Annotated in this window: 19 protein-coding genes and 1 pseudogene; 14 read left to right on the top strand and 6 right to left on the bottom strand. The window is 67.7% G+C overall.

The genetic code is table 11. The features are described 5' to 3' along the window. Positions 1 to 10 precede the first annotated feature (10 nt). Together murA and LIW09_RS02265 are read right to left on the bottom strand one after the other, a co-directional pair. Positions 11 to 1267 (bottom strand): UDP-N-acetylglucosamine 1-carboxyvinyltransferase, encoded by a 1257-nt coding sequence (gene murA, locus LIW09_RS02270; protein WP_256646360.1) that lies wholly within the window; start codon positions 1265 to 1267, stop codon positions 11 to 13. After that, entirely contained in the window at positions 1267 to 1500 is a 234-nt protein-coding gene (locus LIW09_RS02265; RefSeq protein WP_256646359.1) for a BolA family protein, read from the bottom strand. Before LIW09_RS02265 ends, murA begins: the two co-directional genes overlap by 1 nt. Positions 1501 to 1533: 33 nt before the next feature. Here LIW09_RS02265 and LIW09_RS02260 point away from each other — a divergent pair, with 33 nt between their 5' ends. From LIW09_RS02260 to mgtE, 14 genes and pseudogenes are all read left to right on the top strand, one after another. After that, positions 1534 to 2553 (top strand): KpsF/GutQ family sugar-phosphate isomerase, encoded by a 1020-nt coding sequence (locus LIW09_RS02260; protein WP_425507906.1) that lies wholly within the window; start codon positions 1534 to 1536, stop codon positions 2551 to 2553. Between the two features lie 5 nt (positions 2554 to 2558). Further along, a complete protein-coding gene (locus LIW09_RS02255; protein WP_256646357.1) occupies positions 2559 to 3107 on the top strand; it encodes a KdsC family phosphatase in 549 nt (182 codons plus the stop codon). Then, positions 3104 to 3673, top strand: a complete 570-nt coding sequence (gene lptC, locus LIW09_RS02250; RefSeq protein WP_256646356.1) for an LPS export ABC transporter periplasmic protein LptC — start codon at positions 3104 to 3106, stop codon at positions 3671 to 3673. The genes LIW09_RS02255 and lptC overlap by 4 nt, the downstream gene beginning before the upstream one ends. Then, a complete protein-coding gene (gene lptA, locus LIW09_RS02245; protein ID WP_256646355.1) occupies positions 3657 to 4178 on the top strand; it encodes a lipopolysaccharide transport periplasmic protein LptA in 522 nt (173 codons plus the stop codon). The genes lptC and lptA overlap by 17 nt, the downstream gene beginning before the upstream one ends. Further along, positions 4178 to 4897, top strand: coding sequence for an LPS export ABC transporter ATP-binding protein (gene lptB, locus LIW09_RS02240; RefSeq protein ID WP_256646354.1), 720 nt, complete (start codon positions 4178 to 4180; stop codon positions 4895 to 4897). Before lptA ends, lptB begins: the two co-directional genes overlap by 1 nt. 80 nt (positions 4898 to 4977) lie before the next feature. After that, positions 4978 to 5073, top strand: a pseudogene (locus tag LIW09_RS12700) (hypothetical protein); the annotation flags it as partial. A 132-nt stretch (positions 5074 to 5205) separates the two neighbouring features. Further along, complete coding sequence (gene hpf / locus LIW09_RS02235; RefSeq protein WP_256647125.1) at positions 5206 to 5529, top strand: ribosome hibernation-promoting factor, HPF/YfiA family; 324 nt, start codon at positions 5206 to 5208, stop codon at positions 5527 to 5529. A 38-nt stretch (positions 5530 to 5567) separates the two neighbouring features. Next, positions 5568 to 6524, top strand: coding sequence for an HPr(Ser) kinase/phosphatase (hprK, locus tag LIW09_RS02230; RefSeq protein WP_256646353.1), 957 nt, complete (start codon positions 5568 to 5570; stop codon positions 6522 to 6524). Then, the gene (rapZ, locus tag LIW09_RS02225; RefSeq protein ID WP_256646352.1) at positions 6521 to 7390 is read left to right on the top strand and encodes an RNase adapter RapZ; all 870 of its coding nucleotides are present in this window, start codon (positions 6521 to 6523) and stop codon (positions 7388 to 7390) included. Before hprK ends, rapZ begins: the two co-directional genes overlap by 4 nt. Positions 7391 to 7445: 55 nt before the next feature. Next, positions 7446 to 7838: a PTS sugar transporter subunit IIA gene (locus tag LIW09_RS02220; protein WP_256646351.1), complete on the top strand. Its 393-nt coding sequence runs from the start codon at positions 7446 to 7448 to the stop codon at positions 7836 to 7838. Between the two features lie 30 nt (positions 7839 to 7868). Continuing rightward, positions 7869 to 8138 (top strand): HPr family phosphocarrier protein, encoded by a 270-nt coding sequence (locus tag LIW09_RS02215; protein ID WP_256646350.1) that lies wholly within the window; start codon positions 7869 to 7871, stop codon positions 8136 to 8138. Further along, the gene (ptsP, locus tag LIW09_RS02210; protein WP_256646349.1) at positions 8138 to 9856 is read left to right on the top strand and encodes a phosphoenolpyruvate--protein phosphotransferase; all 1719 of its coding nucleotides are present in this window, start codon (positions 8138 to 8140) and stop codon (positions 9854 to 9856) included. The genes LIW09_RS02215 and ptsP overlap by 1 nt, the downstream gene beginning before the upstream one ends. 106 nt (positions 9857 to 9962) lie before the next feature. Beyond that, positions 9963 to 11114: an HD-GYP domain-containing protein gene (locus LIW09_RS02205; RefSeq protein WP_256646348.1), complete on the top strand. Its 1152-nt coding sequence runs from the start codon at positions 9963 to 9965 to the stop codon at positions 11112 to 11114. A gap of 129 nt (positions 11115 to 11243) precedes the next feature. Then, entirely contained in the window at positions 11244 to 12605 is a 1362-nt protein-coding gene (gene mgtE / locus LIW09_RS02200; protein ID WP_256646347.1) for a magnesium transporter, read from the top strand. Positions 12606 to 12647: 42 nt separating this feature from the next. Here the strand turns inward: mgtE and LIW09_RS02195 are convergent, their stop codons facing one another. From LIW09_RS02195 to LIW09_RS02180, 4 genes are read right to left on the bottom strand one after another with little or no spacing between them, the layout of a single operon-like run. Then, positions 12648 to 13031 (bottom strand): YbjQ family protein, encoded by a 384-nt coding sequence (locus LIW09_RS02195; protein WP_256646346.1) that lies wholly within the window; start codon positions 13029 to 13031, stop codon positions 12648 to 12650. Between the two features lie 31 nt (positions 13032 to 13062). Beyond that, positions 13063 to 13998 carry an aspartate carbamoyltransferase catalytic subunit gene (locus LIW09_RS02190; protein WP_256646345.1) on the bottom strand — a complete coding sequence of 312 codons (936 nt, stop codon included), beginning with the start codon at positions 13996 to 13998 and terminating at the stop codon, positions 13063 to 13065. Positions 13999 to 14030: 32 nt separating this feature from the next. Further along, positions 14031 to 14528, bottom strand: a complete 498-nt coding sequence (gene ruvX / locus LIW09_RS02185; protein ID WP_256646344.1) for a Holliday junction resolvase RuvX — start codon at positions 14526 to 14528, stop codon at positions 14031 to 14033. Beyond that, entirely contained in the window at positions 14525 to 15091 is a 567-nt protein-coding gene (locus tag LIW09_RS02180) for a YqgE/AlgH family protein (protein ID WP_256646343.1), read from the bottom strand. Before LIW09_RS02180 ends, ruvX begins: the two co-directional genes overlap by 4 nt. Positions 15092 to 15119: the final 28 nt, after the last annotated feature.

Below are 15119 nucleotides of genomic sequence, written 5' to 3'. Positions count from 1 at the left end.
AGACGCCAGTTCAATCCACCCGGCGGATGCGTGCGCCCAGCGCGCCGAGTTTGGCCTCGATGTTTTCGTAGCCGCGATCCAGGTGGTAGATGCGATCGATCACGGTATCGCCGTCGGCCACCAATCCCGCCAGGATCAGGCTGGCCGATGCGCGCAAGTCGGTCGCCATCACCGGCGCGCCGCTCAGCTTGGCAACCCCGCGCACGACCGCCGTATGGCCGTCCACGCGAATGTCGGCACCCAGGCGAAGCAGCTCGTTGACGTGCATGAAACGGTTTTCGAAGATCGTCTCGTTGATCACGCCAACGCCTTCAGCCACGCAGTCCAGCGCCATGAACTGCGCCTGCATGTCGGTGGGGAACGCCGGATGCGGCGCCGTGGTGAGGTTGACCGCCTGCGGGCGCTTGCCGTGCATGTCCAGGGTAATGCGATCGCCTTCGATGGCGATATCGGCACCGGTTTCGCGCAGTTTGTCCAACACGGCGTCCAGCGTGCCGGGCCGCGCGTGGGTGACGGTCACCCGGCCGCCGGTCATTGCTGCAGCGACCAGGAACGTGCCGGTTTCGATGCGATCGGCAATCACTGCGTGGGTGCATCCGGACAGGTGCGGCACGCCTTCGATGACGATCCGCGAACTGCCGGCGCCGCTGATGTTCGCGCCCATCGCGTTCAGGCAGTTGGCCAGGTCGACGATCTCCGGCTCCATCGCCGCGTTTTCCAGCACCGAGGTGCCCTCGGCCAACGCCGCCGCCATCAGCACGTTCTCGGTGGCGCCCACGCTGACCAGCTCGAACACGTGGCGCGCGCCTTTCAGCCTCCCGTTGCTGCGCGCCTTGATGAACCCGTGGTCCACCGTGATGTCCGCGCCCAGCGCCTGCAGGCCCTTGATGTGCAGGTCCACCGGGCGCGAACCGATCGCGCAGCCGCCCGGCAGCGAGACTTCGGCCACGCCGTGCTTCGCCAGCAGCGGCCCCAGCACCAGCACCGAGGCGCGCATGGTCTTGACCAGCTCGTAGGGCGCGACGTGACTGTTCACGCTGCGCGGATCCACGGTCATCACGTCGCCGGCATGCTCCACCCCCGCGCCCAGCCCGGCCAACAGCTTGGCGGTGGTCAGCACGTCATGCAGGCGCGGCACATTGGTGATGCACACCGGCGAATCCGCCAGCAAGGTGGCGCACAGGATGGGCAGCACTGCATTTTTCGCGCCGGAAATACGCACCTCGCCATCCAGGCGGATGCCGCCCTGAACCAGGATCTTTTGCATCAGGCGGCAGCCTCTTCCGGCGTCAGGGTCTTCAATTGCAGGGCGTGGATTTCACCACCCATGCGCTCGCCCAGCGTTGAATACACCATGCGATGGCGGGCCAGCGGCAGCTTGCCGGCAAATGCCGCGCACACCACGGTCGCCTCGAAATGCACGCCATCCTCCCCCTGCACCTCGGCTTGGGCGCCGGGCAGGCCGGCTTCGATCAACTGGCGGATAGTGTTGGTATTCATGGGCAGGTGGGGGGACTCGCGTAAACTGAACGCATGAGTTTAGCGGAAACCCGCCGAGTCCCCGCCATGTCCGTCAGCCCAGACAGCTTCGATTTCGCCGCCAGCGGCCGCCGTGTGTTCACCTTGGAGGGTGAAGCCCTGGCAGCGGTCGCCGCCCGCATCGACGGCGCGTTCGGCGACGCCTGCCAGGCAATCCTGGCCTGCCGCGGGCGCGTGGTCTGCACCGGCATGGGCAAGTCCGGGCACGTGGCGCGCAAGATCGCAGCCACGCTGGCGTCCACCGGCACGCCTGCGTTTTACATGCACCCGGGCGAAGCCGCGCACGGCGACCTGGGCATGGTCACCGACGCCGACGTGATGCTGGCGCTGTCGTATTCCGGCGAGAGCGACGAAGTGCTGCTGCTGCTGCCGGCACTGCGCCGGCAAGGCAACCCGGTGATCGCCATGACCGGCCGCGAAGGGTCCAGCCTTGCGCGCGAGGCGGATGTCCACCTGGATGTCGGCGTTCCCGTCGAAGCTTGCCCGCTGCACCTTGCCCCAACCTCCAGCACCACCGCCAGCCTGGCGATGGGCGACGCGCTGGCCGTGGCCTTGCTGGAAGCGCGCGGCTTCACCGCCGACGATTTCGCCCGCTCGCATCCCGCCGGCGCGCTGGGCCGACGCCTGCTGCTGCACATCACCGACGTGATGCATGTCGGCGATGCGGTGCCGCGGGTGCCGCCCACCGCCAGCATCAGCGAGGCGCTGGTGGAGATGAGCCGCAAGCGGCTAGGCATGACCGCCGTGGTGGGCGCGGAGGATCGACTGCTCGGGCTGTACACCGACGGCGACCTGCGCCGCAGCCTGGACGACGCCCATGTGGATCTGCGCAACACCCGCATCGACGCGGTGATGACCCGCTCGCCCAGGACCATCGGCCCCGAGGCGTTGGCGGTGGAAGCCGCGCAGTTGATGGAAACGTACAAGATCAGCTCGCTGCTGGTGGTGGACGACGCGGGGCGGCTGGCAGGCGCGCTGAACATCCATGACCTGCTGCTGGCGCGGGTAGTGTGATGGCGATGATCACATCCCCCGCCTATCCCGGCGCCGTGCTTGGGCGTGCCGCGAAGATCCGCCTGATCGGCTTCGACGTGGACGGCACCCTCACCGATGGCAGCTTGCTGTATGGCAGCGACGGCCAGGACCAGAAAAAATTCCACGTGCAAGACGGCATGGGCCTGGCCTTGCTGCGCCAAGCCGGCATCGAGGTGGCGCTGGTCAGCGCGCGCCGCAGCGCAGCGGTAGAGGCGCGCAGCCGCGAGCTGCATATCGCCCACGTGCACCTGGGCCAGCGCAGCAAGCTGGCCTGCATGCAGGGCATCGCACAGGAGCTGGGCATCGGCATGGAGGCGGTCGCCTTCATGGGCGATGACCTGCCCGATCTTGCCGTCCTGCGCGACGTCGGCCTGGCCATCGCCCCGGCCGATGCCCATCACTGGGTCTTGCCGGTGGCGCATTGGGTGACGCCGCGATGCGGCGGCCTGGGGGCAGGCCGTGACGCCTGCGACCTGCTGCTGCACGCGCAAGGCCGCATCGACGCCATCCTTGCGCATGGCGAGGCCCCATGAGCCCGCCGTCGATCCGCTGGCGCACCGCCCTCATCCTGTTCCTGCTGGCATGCGCGCTTGCCAGCGGCTGGTCGGTCTGGACGATGTCGCATCCGGTCGATGACGGCGTGCTGCGCACGCGTCCGGATTACGTGCTGCGCGATTTCGAAGTGACATCGCTGGACAAGCAGGGCAAGGAATCCTTCACCCTGCGCGGGCCGGAACTGCAGCGCAATCCAACCGACCAGACCCTGCAACTGGCCACGCCGCAATTTCTGGTACCCGACCGCGCAGGTCGCTATTGGGATCTGCGCGCGCAACAGGGTTTCGTGCCGGCTGGCGGCAACCATCTGGAACTGCGCGGCCAGGTTCGCGCCGACAGCCCGCCCGAAACACCCCCCATCACCCGTATCCGTACCGACTGGCTGAACCTGGATCTGCAAAAGAACCAGGCCAGCACCACCGCCAAAGTGACCATCACCCGGCCCGGTCTTACAATGCAGGGCACGGGGCTGGAGGCGGACTTCGACCACCAGCAGGTCTCCCTCCTCTCCCAGGTAAGCCACCACTATGTCCCGCAACACTGAACTTGCGGCCTGCGCGCTTGCACTCGTTGTTTCCGCCGCCTGCGGCAGTGCCGATGCGCGCAGCACCGACCGCGCCCAACCGATGGACATCGAAGCGGCGCACAGCGACTGCGGGCTGGGCGCCAATGCCAGCTGCACGCTGACCGGCAACGTCACCATCGTCCAAGGCACGCTGCACGTGACCGCGGCCAAGGCCGTGGTGCAGCAGAGCGGCGGCAACCCAAGCCGCGCCTTGCTCAGCGGCGGCGTCACCCTGCAGCAGGACATGGACGATGGCGACCGGCTTGACGCCACGTCCAGCAACATCGACTACGACATGCGCAACGAAGTCATGGTGTTCACCGGCAACGTGGTGATCCGCCAGCAGCGCGGCAGCCTCAATGGCGAGCGCGTGGTTTACAACATGAAAACCGGGCAAGTGGAAAGCGGCGGCGACGGCAGCGGCCGGGTCAAGATGCGGATCCTGCCGAAGGATACGCAAGCCGCCGGCAAGGGCACGCCCTGATGCTGGTCGCGGAAGGGCTGCGCAAGCGCTACCGCTCGCGCGAAGTCGTGCGCGACTTCGGCCTGACCCTGGAGCCCGGCGAAGTGGTGGGCCTGCTGGGCCCGAACGGCGCCGGCAAGACCACCTGTTTCTACATGATCGTGGGACTGGTTGCCGCCGATGCCGGGCGCATCCTGCTGGATGGCACCGACATCACCAGCATGCCGATGTATGCGCGTGCGCGGCTGGGCCTGGGTTACCTGCCGCAGGAACCCTCGGTGTTCCGCAAGCTGAGCGTCGCCGACAACCTCCGCCTGGTATTGGAACTGCGCCCGGATCTGGACGAGGACGGCCGCGAGCAGGAACTGAATGCGCTGCTGGACGAATTGCAGATCGGCCACGTGACCGACCAGCCGGGCGCCAGCCTGTCCGGTGGCGAACGCCGCCGCGTGGAGATCGCCCGCGCGCTGGCGGGCAAGCCGCGCATGATCCTGCTCGACGAGCCCTTTGCCGGCGTCGATCCGATCTCGGTGAACGAAATCCAGCGCATCGTGCGCCACCTCAAGCAGCGCGGCATCGGCGTCTTGATCACCGACCACAACGTGCGCGAGACGCTGGATATCTGCGACCGCGCCTACATCCTCGCCGAGGGTGCGGTGCTTGCGCAGGGCGCGCCCGAGGCGCTGTTGCAGAACCAGGACGTGCGCCGCGTGTATCTCGGCGAAGGCTTCCACCTGTAACCGGCGCGCGCTGTCGCAGGGTTTTCCGTCGCCGTTGGCGCCAGCCTTGGCGGCAGTGCCTTCCGCAGCGCCATCCAAGGGTGGATTCAACGACCGGCTGGCAACGAAATGCACTCAGGCCCTTGTCGGATGCCCCGCTTGCCGATACGTTGAAGGTGAAAGGCGTGCCGGCGATCAGGCGCACGGTGGCGAACCACCGTGGCACCCTGCAGACCCCGGCATCGCGCGAGCGTGCATGCATCGGCCTGGCCGGTGCATCCCACCGCTGCGGGCAGCCCGCCCGCGGCACACTGCAGAAGGAGGTCAAGATGCAGATCGAAACCTACGGCCAGCAACTCGAGGTCACGCCTGCGCTGCGCAGCTACGTGGAAACCCGGTTCGAGCGGCTCGGCCGACACTTCGAAGGCGATTGTGAAATCCGCGTCCAGCTCGCGCTGGAGAAACCCGAACACAAGGCCATCGCCACCATCAATGTCTCCGGCCGCACCCTGCATGGCGATGCCGCCGGCCAGGACATGTATGCCGCAATCGACCTGCTGGTGGACAAGCTCGACCGCCAGCTGATCAAGCACAAGGAAAAGCACCTCGAGCAGCGCCGCAGCGAAGGCTTGTCCAAGCTCTCGCTGGACTGAAAAGCAATCATGCCCGCCTCCCGCACCCATCCCGCCCCATGACCACGGCACGCATCACCGCGGCGGAGTTGTTCACCATCCAGCACGAGCGGCTGGCGCTGCGCTGGCTAGCCGGCCAGCAGACCGGTGGCCAGCGGGTGCTGGAGGCGGTGGACACGGTGGCCCGCCGCCCGTCGCTGGCGGGCTACCTCAATGCCATCTACCCCAATCGCGTGCAGATCCTCGGCACTGAAGAACTGGAATGGCTGGACGGGCTGGACGCCCGCCAGCGCTGGGAAACGATCCACAAGATCATCGACTTTCGCCCGCTGGCGCTGGTCATCAGCAAGAACCAGTCGTGCCCGGAAGACCTGCGCATTGCCGCCGAGGAATCCGACACGCCCCTGTGGGTCTCGCCACGTCGCGGCCATGAATTGCTGAACCACCTGCAATACGTGCTGGCGCGCACCCTGGCGCCGCGCGTCACCTTGCACGGCGTGTTCCTGGAAATCTATTCGATCGGCGTACTGATCACCGGCGAATCCGGCTCGGGCAAAAGCGAGCTGGCGCTGGAACTGGTTACCCGTGGCCATCGCCTGGTCGCCGATGACGCGCCCGAATTCACCCAGATCGCGCCCGACGTGCTGGACGGCGCTTGCCCCGAACTGCTGCAGGACATGCTGGAACTGCGCGGGCTGGGCGTGCTCAACATCCGGCAGATGTTCGGCGACACCGCGGTCAAGCGAAACAAGTACCTGCGCCTGATCGTGCACCTGGGCAAGCCATCGCTGGATCCCGGCAGCAGCGGCATGGAGCGCCTGACCGGCGACCTTGGCACCCGCCGCGTGCTGGATCTGGACGTGCCGATGATCACCATCCCGGTGATGGCCGGGCGCAATCTTGCGGTCCTCACCGAAGCCGCCACGCGCACGCACATCCTGCGCAGCAAGGGGATTGATCCGGCGGCCGCCTTCATGGCCCGGCACAGCCACTTCCTCGAGCACGCGTCGCCATGAGCACCGCGCCTGCGCCGTCGCTGGTGATCGTCAGCGGCATGTCCGGTTCGGGCAAGTCCGGCGCCCTGCACACGCTGGAGGACCTGGGCTACTACTGCGTGGACAACCTGCCGGCCGAGTTGCTGCCGGAATTCGTCCGCCGCATGCAGGCCAGCGAAGCCGCGCCGTCCAGGATCGCGGTGGTCATTGATGCCCGCAGCTTGGGCGACCTGGCCGATGTGCCGATGGCGCTGTCGCAGGCCGGCGCACTGGGCGCCAATCCGCGCCTGCTTTATCTGGAGGCCCGCGACGAAGTGGTGTTGCGTCGCTATGCCGATACCCGCCGCCGGCACCCACTGAGCCACCTCGGGCTGGCGCTGGCGGACGCCATCTCGCTGGACCGGCAAGCACTGCGGCCGCTGCGACAGATTGCCGAGATCCTGATCGACACCAGCGAAATGAACATCCACCAGATGCGCCGCCGCATCCAGGCCGAATTCGGCCTGGGGGGCGCGGGCCTGTCGCTGCTGTTCGAATCCTTCGCCTACCGCCATGGCGTGCCCGCCGACGCCGACTTCGTGTTCGATGCCCGCGTCCTGCCAAACCCGCACTGGGACGCGCGCCTGCGGCCCTTGTCCGGCCGCGACCCCGAAGTACTGGAGCATCTGGACGCACAGCCGGAAGTGACCACCTACATGACCCAGGTGCAAGGTTTCCTGGACACCTGGCTCCCCAAACTGCGCTCGGAAACGCGCAGCTATGCCACCGTCGCCTTCGGCTGCTCCGGCGGCCGCCATCGCTCCGTGTATCTGGCCGAACGCATGGCGCGCCACTGCCGCGAGACCGGCTGGGTGGACGTGGCGGTGCACCACCGCGAACTGGATTAGCGGATCGCACGGGATCCGCTTCCGCATCGCCATTCCCGTCTGCTACCGTTGGAGGATGTCCGTCGGCATCCTCCTTGTCACCCACGAAGGCCTGGGCAGCGCGCTGCTGGCGGTCGCCACGCGCCTGCTGGGCAAGCTGCCGCTGGCATGCGAAGCATTCGAAGTGCCTTTCGACGCCGATCCCGGCCTGCTGTTGCCACTGGCGAGCGCGGCCATGCGCCGGGTCGATGCCGGCCAGGGCGTGCTGGTCCTGACGGATTTGTATGGCGCCACGCCCAGCAACATCGCCTCGCGCCTGGCGCACCTGGGCACCCCCATCCGGCGCGTGTCCGCGCTCAGCCTGCCGATGCTGCTGCGGGTCATGAACTACGCCGAACTCGACCTTGATGACCTGCCCGCCGTGGCGGCCGCGGGCTCACGCACCGGAGCGATCACCGATGACGCCTGACTTCACCACCACCGGCCCGGGGAGCGGCGCATGATCCGGCGCGAACTGGTCATCAGCAACCGGCTCGGCCTGCACGCGCGGGCAACGGCCAAATTGGTGCAGTTGCTGTCTGCGTACCGCTGCCAGGCCACGCTTGAGGCCCGTGGCCGCGAGGTCAATGCCAAGAGCATCATGGGCGTGATGCTGCTCGCCGCCGGCCCCGGCGCAGACGTGGTGCTGCGCGTGGATGGCGACGATGAGCAGGCGGCCGCCGAGGCCGTGGCCGCGCTGTTCGAACGCCGCTTCGACGAGGACAGCTGATGCGCCAGCTTCTGTCCGGCAACGCCGCCGCTCGCGGCAGCGCGCTTGGGCGGGCTCGCGTGCATTTGCCGCACGCGCTGGATGTGGAGGAAACACGCATCACGGCAGCGGAGGTCGGGCCGGAGCTCGCCCGTTTCCATGCGGCGGTCACCACCGTGCGCGCGGAGATGCGCGGACTGCGCGAGCGCCTGCACGGGGCGCTGGCGCATGAGGTCGGCGAGTTCGTGGATTTGCACGCGCTGTTGCTGGACGACCCTGAACTGCTGTCCGGCATCGATGCGCTGATCGGCACCGGCCTGTATTCGGCCGACTACGCCCTGCGCCTGCAACGCGACCGCATCGCCGCCGTGTTCGAAGGCATGGACGATGCCTACCTGCGCAGCCGCATCGACGACATCGACCAGGTCATCGGCCGCCTGCATGCCGCGCTGCACAGCGAACAGGCCGACCTGCAAGGCGTGTCCGGCGAGATCCTCATCGCAGACAGCGTTGCACCAGCGGAGCTGGCGCAGCTGCAGGCGCAGGGCGTGGTCGGCGTGGTGACGGCCAGCGGCAGTCCGCTGTCGCACACCGCGATCCTTGCGCGCAGCCTGCACCTGCCCCTGGTCGTTGGTGCGGCGCAAGCGCTGCAGAAGATCAACGACGGCGACGTGCTGGTGATGGACGGCAGCAGCGGGCTGGTGGTGCTGGAGCCCGACGCCGCCGACCTGCGCGCGCACCATCAGCGGGTGGCCGAGGTACGCCGCGAGCGCCGCCAGCTTAACCGCCTGCGGCGCGAACCCACGCGCACGCTGGATGGCATCGACATCAAGCTGTGGGCCAACGCGGAGTCGCGCGACGACGTGACCGAAGCCCATGCACTGGGCGCTGCCGGCGTGGGCCTGTACCGCACCGAATTCCTGTTCATGGGCAGCCGCGAACTGCCGGACGAAGAAACCCAATTCCGCGCGTACCGCGATGCGATACTGGCCATGACCGGGCGCACCGTGACCATCCGCACGCTGGATCTGGGCGCGGACAAGGCCGACAAAACCGGGCTGGCGCTGCGCAACGAACCCAACCCCGCGCTGGGCCTGCGCGGCGTGCGCCTGTCATTGGCCCGCGACGGCCTGCTGCGCACCCAGCTGCGCGCCATCGCCCGCGCCTCCGGCTATGGCCCGGTGCGGGTGCTGGTGCCGATGGTCAGCAGCGGCGAGGAAATGCAGGCCGTTCGCCTTGCGCTGGTCGCCACGCTGCACGAACTGCGCGCCGAAGGCCGGGAAACGGCGGCGCAGGTTCCGCTGGGCGCGATGATCGAAGTGCCGTCGGCGGCACTGGCGCTCCCCACGTTCATCGGCAACTGCGACTTCCTGTCAATCGGCACCAACGACCTGGTGCAATACCTGCTGGCCGCAGACCGCACCAACGAGGCGCTTGGCGGGCTGTATTCGCCGCTGCACCCGGCGGTGCTGCGGGTGCTGCGCGACGTGGTGCGCGTGGCGCAGCGGCGTGGCCGGCCCGTCACCGTGTGCGGCGAGATCGCCGCCGATCCCGCCTTCGTGCCCATGTTGCTGGCACTGGGTCTGACCGAACTCAGCCTGCATCCCGCCACCCTGCTGGAAGTCCGGCGCAGCATCCGTGCCTGCCACCTGGGGCAACTGCGCGCCGCCGCAGCGGGCCTGCTGCGCGCGCGCCACCGTGCCGGCATCGAAGGCTGGCTGGCAACGCATTCACCCTGACCATCGCGAATTGCGTGATCTCCCTGCATCTCTGGCAGACTAGACCTCCGTTTGGGCGCGCTAATATCGCCCTCATTGCACCGGTTCCTGAGTCGATAATCCAAAGATGAACCCGGCAACCATCCGCCCAACCGCGACACGCCCGCTCCGGGAAGATGACCTGGAAGTCGGCAAGCCGCTTGCGCTGGCAATCTATGATCGCTCCGGCGCCCTGCTGCTGCAGGAAGGCTTCGTGATCGAGAACGAGCAACAGCGCAAGACGTTGCTCGACCGCGGCAGCCTGATCCCGCTGCAGCTCAAGCCGGAACCGGAACAGGCAGCCGCACCGCCGCCCAAGCCACCCAGCACCATCGAGGCCATGAACCAGCTCCACCGCGACGTGGGGATGCTGCACCGACGCCTGTTGTCCGGCACTGCGGCTGGCGTCAAGCAGCGCGTGGCGCAGCTGACCGCCACCATCGAAGAACACCTGACCCGCGACGTGGACGCCACCCTCGCGTCGATGCAGCTGCAACTGGATCCCGGCAACCACGCCGCGCGCCAGACCCATGCCGCCATCATCTGCATCTTCGCCACCCGCGCGCTGGGCATGGACACCCACACCGCACGCGCACTGGCGGGTGCCGCCCTGACCTACGACATCGCGCTTGGCCCGCTGGCAATGCAACTCAATGGCCAGAGCGAGCGTCTCAGCTACACCCAGCTGGCGCAGGTTCGCGCCCACCCGGAAGTCAGCCTGCGCCTGCTGGAAGCCGCCGGCATCGACAACCCGATCTGGGTGGATGCCGTGCTCCACCACCATGAACGCCTGGACGGCTCCGGCTACCCGCACGGCCTGCGCGGCAACGCGATTTGCGAAACCACGCGCCTGCTGGCGATCATCGACATCTACACCGCTATGCTGCGCCCGCGGGTCTATCGCGACGCATTGCCGGCGCGAATGGCATTGCGCAGCATCTTCCTGGAGCGCGGCAAGCAGGTGGATGAAGGCCTGGCGATGATGCTGGTGAAGGAGCTCGGCGTGTATCCGCCGGGCACGCTGGTGCGCCTGGCCAACGATGAAGTCGGCATCGTCCTTCGTCGCGGCGAGGATGCCACCCATCCGCAAGTGTTGCGGGTCATGACTGAGGAAGGCTTCCAGGAAAGCGAACGTGTCTTGCGCGATACCAGCGATGCCGAATTCCATATCGTGGACTCGGTGCCGCACGAACGCATGCCCGGCATCGCCCTTCACGCAGCCCCCCTCTGGGACGTTTGATGCCGCCCTGCGAGTCGCAAGGGGTGGGCAAAGGAAACCCCGCAGGCGATAATCCGCAGTTCATGAACGCCTGATCCTGCGCCTGCGTGGCCTGTCGCGCGGCGTGCCCACCCTCTGCTGGAAGCACGCATGGCTGAAGCCATCCGCCACGACAAGACCGCGCGCCAGCTGCGTCTGCTCAGTGACGCGCTGGACAGCGGGCGGCTGGGGCCGGTGCGGCGGCTGGTCAACACCCTGTCGCCGGCCGAGATCGGCAATCTCCTCGAATCGTTGCCGCCGGGCAAGCGCAACGTGGTGTGGGGCCTGGTCGATCCGGAGGACGACGGCGAAGTGCTGGTGCATGTCGGCGACGAGGTGCGCGAAGGCCTGATCGCGGACATGGATCAGGACGAGCTGATCGCCGCGGTGGAAGATCTCGACATCGACGATTTGGCCGACCTGGTCGAAGACCTGCCGGACACGGTCATCGACGAGCTGCTGAAGTCGATGGATCGCGAGAACCGCGAGCGGCTGGAGCAGGTGCTGTCGTACGAGGAAGACAGCGCCGGCCGCCTGATGAACCCGGATGTGGTGACGGTGCGCGCCGACACCACCGTGGACGTGGTGTTGCGCTACCTGCGCCTGCGCGCCGAACTGCCCGACCACACCGACCACCTGTACGTAGTCAACCGCCGCCATCAGCTGATCGGCTGGGTGGCGCTGCAGAGCCTGGTCACCTGCGACGCCTACACGCCGATCAACACCTTGATCGACGGCGACCTCACCGCGATCAACGTGGACGCTTCCGCCGAGCAGGTTGCCCGCGAATTCTCGGACCACGACTGGATTTCCGCGCCCGTGGTCGATGCAAACAACATCTTGCTGGGCCGCATCACCATCGATGACGTGGTCGATATCATCCGCGAGCAGGCCGAACACCAGGCACTCGGCGCGGCCGGCCTGGATGAAGACGAGGACCTGTTCAGCCCCGTCTGGCGCGCCATGCGCAGGCGGCTGGTGTGGCTGTCGATCAACCTGTGCACCGCATTCCTCGCTGCCAGCGTGGTCGGCCAGTTCGAAGCCACCATCGACAAGCTGGTGGCACTGGCCGTGCTGATGCCGATCGTGGCCGGCATGGGCGGCAACGCCGGCACCCAGGTGCTGGCGCTGATGGTGCGCGGCCTGGCGCTGGGCCAGGTCGGCGCATCCAACATCAAGCCACTACTGTGGAAGGAAGCCCGCGTCGCCCTGCTCAACGGACTGATCCTCGGCGCGGTGCTCGGCCTGATCGTGCTGGCCTGGTTCCACAGTCTCGGCCTGTCGGTGGTGATCTTCGTCGCGCTGACCTGCAATCTGGTGTTCGCCGCGCTGGCCGGCGTGATGGTGCCGGTGGCATTGAAACGCGCCGGCTATGACCCGGCGCTGGCCAGCAGCATTTTCCTGACCACGGTCACCGACGTGATGGGCTTTTTCACCTTCCTCGGGCTGGCGACGCTGGTGCTGTTGCACTGATCCGCTGGCGCATCCCCGGTGGCCGCCGGGCCGATGGGTGCCTCAGCCGTCCTGCGGCTCGACCACGACGGCAGTGCCGTAGCACAGCACCTCCGTGAGCCCCGCCATCAGTTCGGTGGCGTCGTAGCGGACGGCGATGACGGCATTGGCGCCCAAGTGGCGGGCGTGCCGCACCATGTCACGATAGGTCTCGTCGCGGGCCTGTTCGCAGAGCTCCGTGTAAATGGTGATGTTGCCGCCAAACAACGACTGCAACCCACCAAAAAAGTTGCCGACGATGGAGCGTGAGCGCACGGTGATGCCGCGCACGAGGCCCAGGCTGCGGACGATGCGATGGCCAGGCAGCTCCTGCGCCGTGGTCACCATCGCATCGCCGAGCACCGCGCTGCCGGGCGAGAGGGAACCGGTGTTGTAGGGGTCAGTCATCGCATGCGCTCCATGGGTCGAAGCGCGCATCCTACTCGCCCAGCAGCGACTCCAGCACCGCCATCCGCACCGCCACGCCGTTGGCGACCTGCGCCAGCACGCGCGACTGCCCGCCATCGGCCACATCGTCGGCGATTTCAATGCCGCGATTCATCGGCCCCGGATGCATGACGATGGCGTCCGGCGCGGCGCGGCGCAGGCGCGCGGCGGTCAGGCCGAAGTCGCGGTGATAGTCCTCCAGCGAGGTGACCAGCCCTTCGGCCATGCGCTCGCGCTGCAGGCGCAGCATCATCGCCGCATCCACACCGTCCATCGCCGCATCGAAGTCCTGGGTGACCACGCAGCCGCGCAGCGTGTTCGCATCCGGCAGCAATGCCGCTGGCCCGCACACGCGAATCTCGCCGCAGCCCAGCGCACGCAGGGCGTGCAGGTCGCTGCGCGCCACCCGCGAATGCTTCACGTCACCGACGATCACCACTTTCAATTTCGAGAAGTCCTCGCCCTTCGCCTGCCGCAGGGTCAGCATGTCCAGCAAGCCTTGCGTGGGATGGTGGCTGCGGCCGTCGCCGGCATTCAGCACCGCCACGCCCGGCAGCGCAGCTTCGGCCAGCGCGGCCACCGCGCCATCGATCCTGTGACGCACCACGAAGCCGCGCACGCCCATCGCCTGGATGGTGCGGAAGGTGTCGAGGTCGGTTTCGCCCTTGGTCGCCGACGAGGTGGATGCGTCGAAATTGAGGATGTGCGCGCCCAGCCGCTGCGCCGCCAGCTGGAAGCTCAGCCGGGTGCGGGTGGAGGGTTCGAAGAACAGCGTGCATACCGCCACCCCCGATAACGCCGCAGGCGCCTGCCCCCCACCGGCGAACATCTGCGCGCGATGCAGCAGCGCCTGCAGCCGCGCCGCCGGCAAGTGCTCCAGATCCAGCAGGTGGCGCGGGCGTCCGTCAACGGTGAGTCGTGGGTTCATGGGGTCGCTTCGACAAATGGAAATGAAAAGACTCAGGAGACCGGGTGCGCATCCCGCGGCGAGGCCAGCCAGCGCTCGACGATGATCGCCGCCGCCACGGCATCCAGCGCCTCGGCGTCGCGGCGCTTGCGCTTGCCTTCGGCACGTTCGGCGGCAAACCGGCGCGCAGCTTCCTGCGAGCTGTTGCGTTCGTCGATCATCGCCACCGGCACGCCGCAGCGGCGGTGCAGCTCGCGGGCGAAGGCGCGGGCGGTCTTGCGGATCGGCTGGTCGCCGCCGTCCAGGGTCATGGGATCGCCGACGATCAAGCCATCCGGCCGCCATTCACGCAGCAAGCGCTCGATTTGCGCCCACTCCGGGCCAGCCGCATGCACATCGATGACGGCGATGGCACGGGCGCTGCCGGTGATGGCATTGCCTACCGCCACGCCAATCCGGCGCGCACCGACATCGAAACCAAGCACGGTGCCATCGGCCCGGATCAGCACCGGCACGTCATTGTCATCGTGGCTGCCGCTGTCCGAACTCATGCGTGCCCGCTGTGGCTGGCGTGATTGAGCAAATCCACGCCGATGCTGCCGGCCGCTGCCTGCCAGCGCTGGGCCAGCGGCAGGTCAAACAGGACATCGGCGCGACTGGGCACCAGCAGCCAGCTATCGTCCACCAGCTCCTGTTCCAACTGACCGATACCCCAACCCGCGCACCCCAGCGCCACCAGCGCCTGGCCGGGGCCTTCGCCGCGCGCCATGGCTTCCAGGACGTCGCGCGAGGTGGTCAGGAACAGCCCGCCACCGACATCCAGACTGGAGTCCCACGTGCGACCGCCGTCGTGCAGGACGAAGCCACGCTCGGGATGCACCGGGCCGCCGGCCAGCACGACCTGCGCCTGCAGGGCCTGGTCATCGCTGGCGATCCCCATCTGCTGGAGCACCTCGCCAACGGTGTAGTCGGAGGGGCGATTGACCATCACCCCCATCGCCCCGTCACTGTCGTGCTGGCAGATCAGGGTCACGCTGCGCTCGAAGAACGAATCGCGCAGCGACGGCAGCGCGATCAGCAGGTGGTTGCCGAAATTTTGGCCGTGCTCATCCATGCGCACATTCTAACGTGACGCGGGATGG

It is taken from the genome of Thermomonas paludicola (genome assembly GCF_024498955.1).
Taxonomy (GTDB): domain Bacteria; phylum Pseudomonadota; class Gammaproteobacteria; order Xanthomonadales; family Xanthomonadaceae; genus Thermomonas; species Thermomonas paludicola.
The sequence above is the reverse complement of the archived record's forward strand: the minus strand, read 5'-3'. Positions and strand labels throughout refer to the sequence as shown.

What these genes read in the sequence shown, in the direction of transcription:
- lptA (WP_256646355.1), top strand. Translation starts at nt 3,657, where the DNA reads ATGTCCCGCAACACTGAACTTGCGGCCTGCGCGCTTGCACTCGTTGTT.
- ptsP (WP_256646349.1), top strand. Translation starts at nt 8,138, where the DNA reads ATGCGCCAGCTTCTGTCCGGCAACGCCGCCGCTCGCGGCAGCGCGCTT.
- lptC (WP_256646356.1), top strand. Translation starts at nt 3,104, where the DNA reads ATGAGCCCGCCGTCGATCCGCTGGCGCACCGCCCTCATCCTGTTCCTG.
- LIW09_RS02195 (WP_256646346.1), bottom strand. Translation starts at nt 13,031, where the DNA reads ATGACTGACCCCTACAACACCGGTTCCCTCTCGCCCGGCAGCGCGGTG.
- LIW09_RS02180 (WP_256646343.1), bottom strand. Translation starts at nt 15,091, where the DNA reads ATGGATGAGCACGGCCAAAATTTCGGCAACCACCTGCTGATCGCGCTG.
- LIW09_RS02260 (WP_425507906.1), top strand. Translation starts at nt 1,534, where the DNA reads ATGAGTTTAGCGGAAACCCGCCGAGTCCCCGCCATGTCCGTCAGCCCA.
- hprK (WP_256646353.1), top strand. Translation starts at nt 5,568, where the DNA reads ATGACCACGGCACGCATCACCGCGGCGGAGTTGTTCACCATCCAGCAC.
- rapZ (WP_256646352.1), top strand. Translation starts at nt 6,521, where the DNA reads ATGAGCACCGCGCCTGCGCCGTCGCTGGTGATCGTCAGCGGCATGTCC.
- LIW09_RS02255 (WP_256646357.1), top strand. Translation starts at nt 2,559, where the DNA reads ATGATCACATCCCCCGCCTATCCCGGCGCCGTGCTTGGGCGTGCCGCG.
- LIW09_RS02205 (WP_256646348.1), top strand. Translation starts at nt 9,963, where the DNA reads ATGAACCCGGCAACCATCCGCCCAACCGCGACACGCCCGCTCCGGGAA.
- LIW09_RS02190 (WP_256646345.1), bottom strand. Translation starts at nt 13,998, where the DNA reads ATGAACCCACGACTCACCGTTGACGGACGCCCGCGCCACCTGCTGGAT.
- lptB (WP_256646354.1), top strand. Translation starts at nt 4,178, where the DNA reads ATGCTGGTCGCGGAAGGGCTGCGCAAGCGCTACCGCTCGCGCGAAGTC.
- ruvX (WP_256646344.1), bottom strand. Translation starts at nt 14,528, where the DNA reads ATGAGTTCGGACAGCGGCAGCCACGATGACAATGACGTGCCGGTGCTG.
- hpf (WP_256647125.1), top strand. Translation starts at nt 5,206, where the DNA reads ATGCAGATCGAAACCTACGGCCAGCAACTCGAGGTCACGCCTGCGCTG.
- mgtE (WP_256646347.1), top strand. Translation starts at nt 11,244, where the DNA reads ATGGCTGAAGCCATCCGCCACGACAAGACCGCGCGCCAGCTGCGTCTG.
- murA (WP_256646360.1), bottom strand. Translation starts at nt 1,267, where the DNA reads ATGCAAAAGATCCTGGTTCAGGGCGGCATCCGCCTGGATGGCGAGGTG.
- LIW09_RS02265 (WP_256646359.1), bottom strand. Translation starts at nt 1,500, where the DNA reads ATGAATACCAACACTATCCGCCAGTTGATCGAAGCCGGCCTGCCCGGC.
- LIW09_RS02215 (WP_256646350.1), top strand. Translation starts at nt 7,869, where the DNA reads ATGATCCGGCGCGAACTGGTCATCAGCAACCGGCTCGGCCTGCACGCG.
- LIW09_RS02220 (WP_256646351.1), top strand. Translation starts at nt 7,446, where the DNA reads ATGTCCGTCGGCATCCTCCTTGTCACCCACGAAGGCCTGGGCAGCGCG.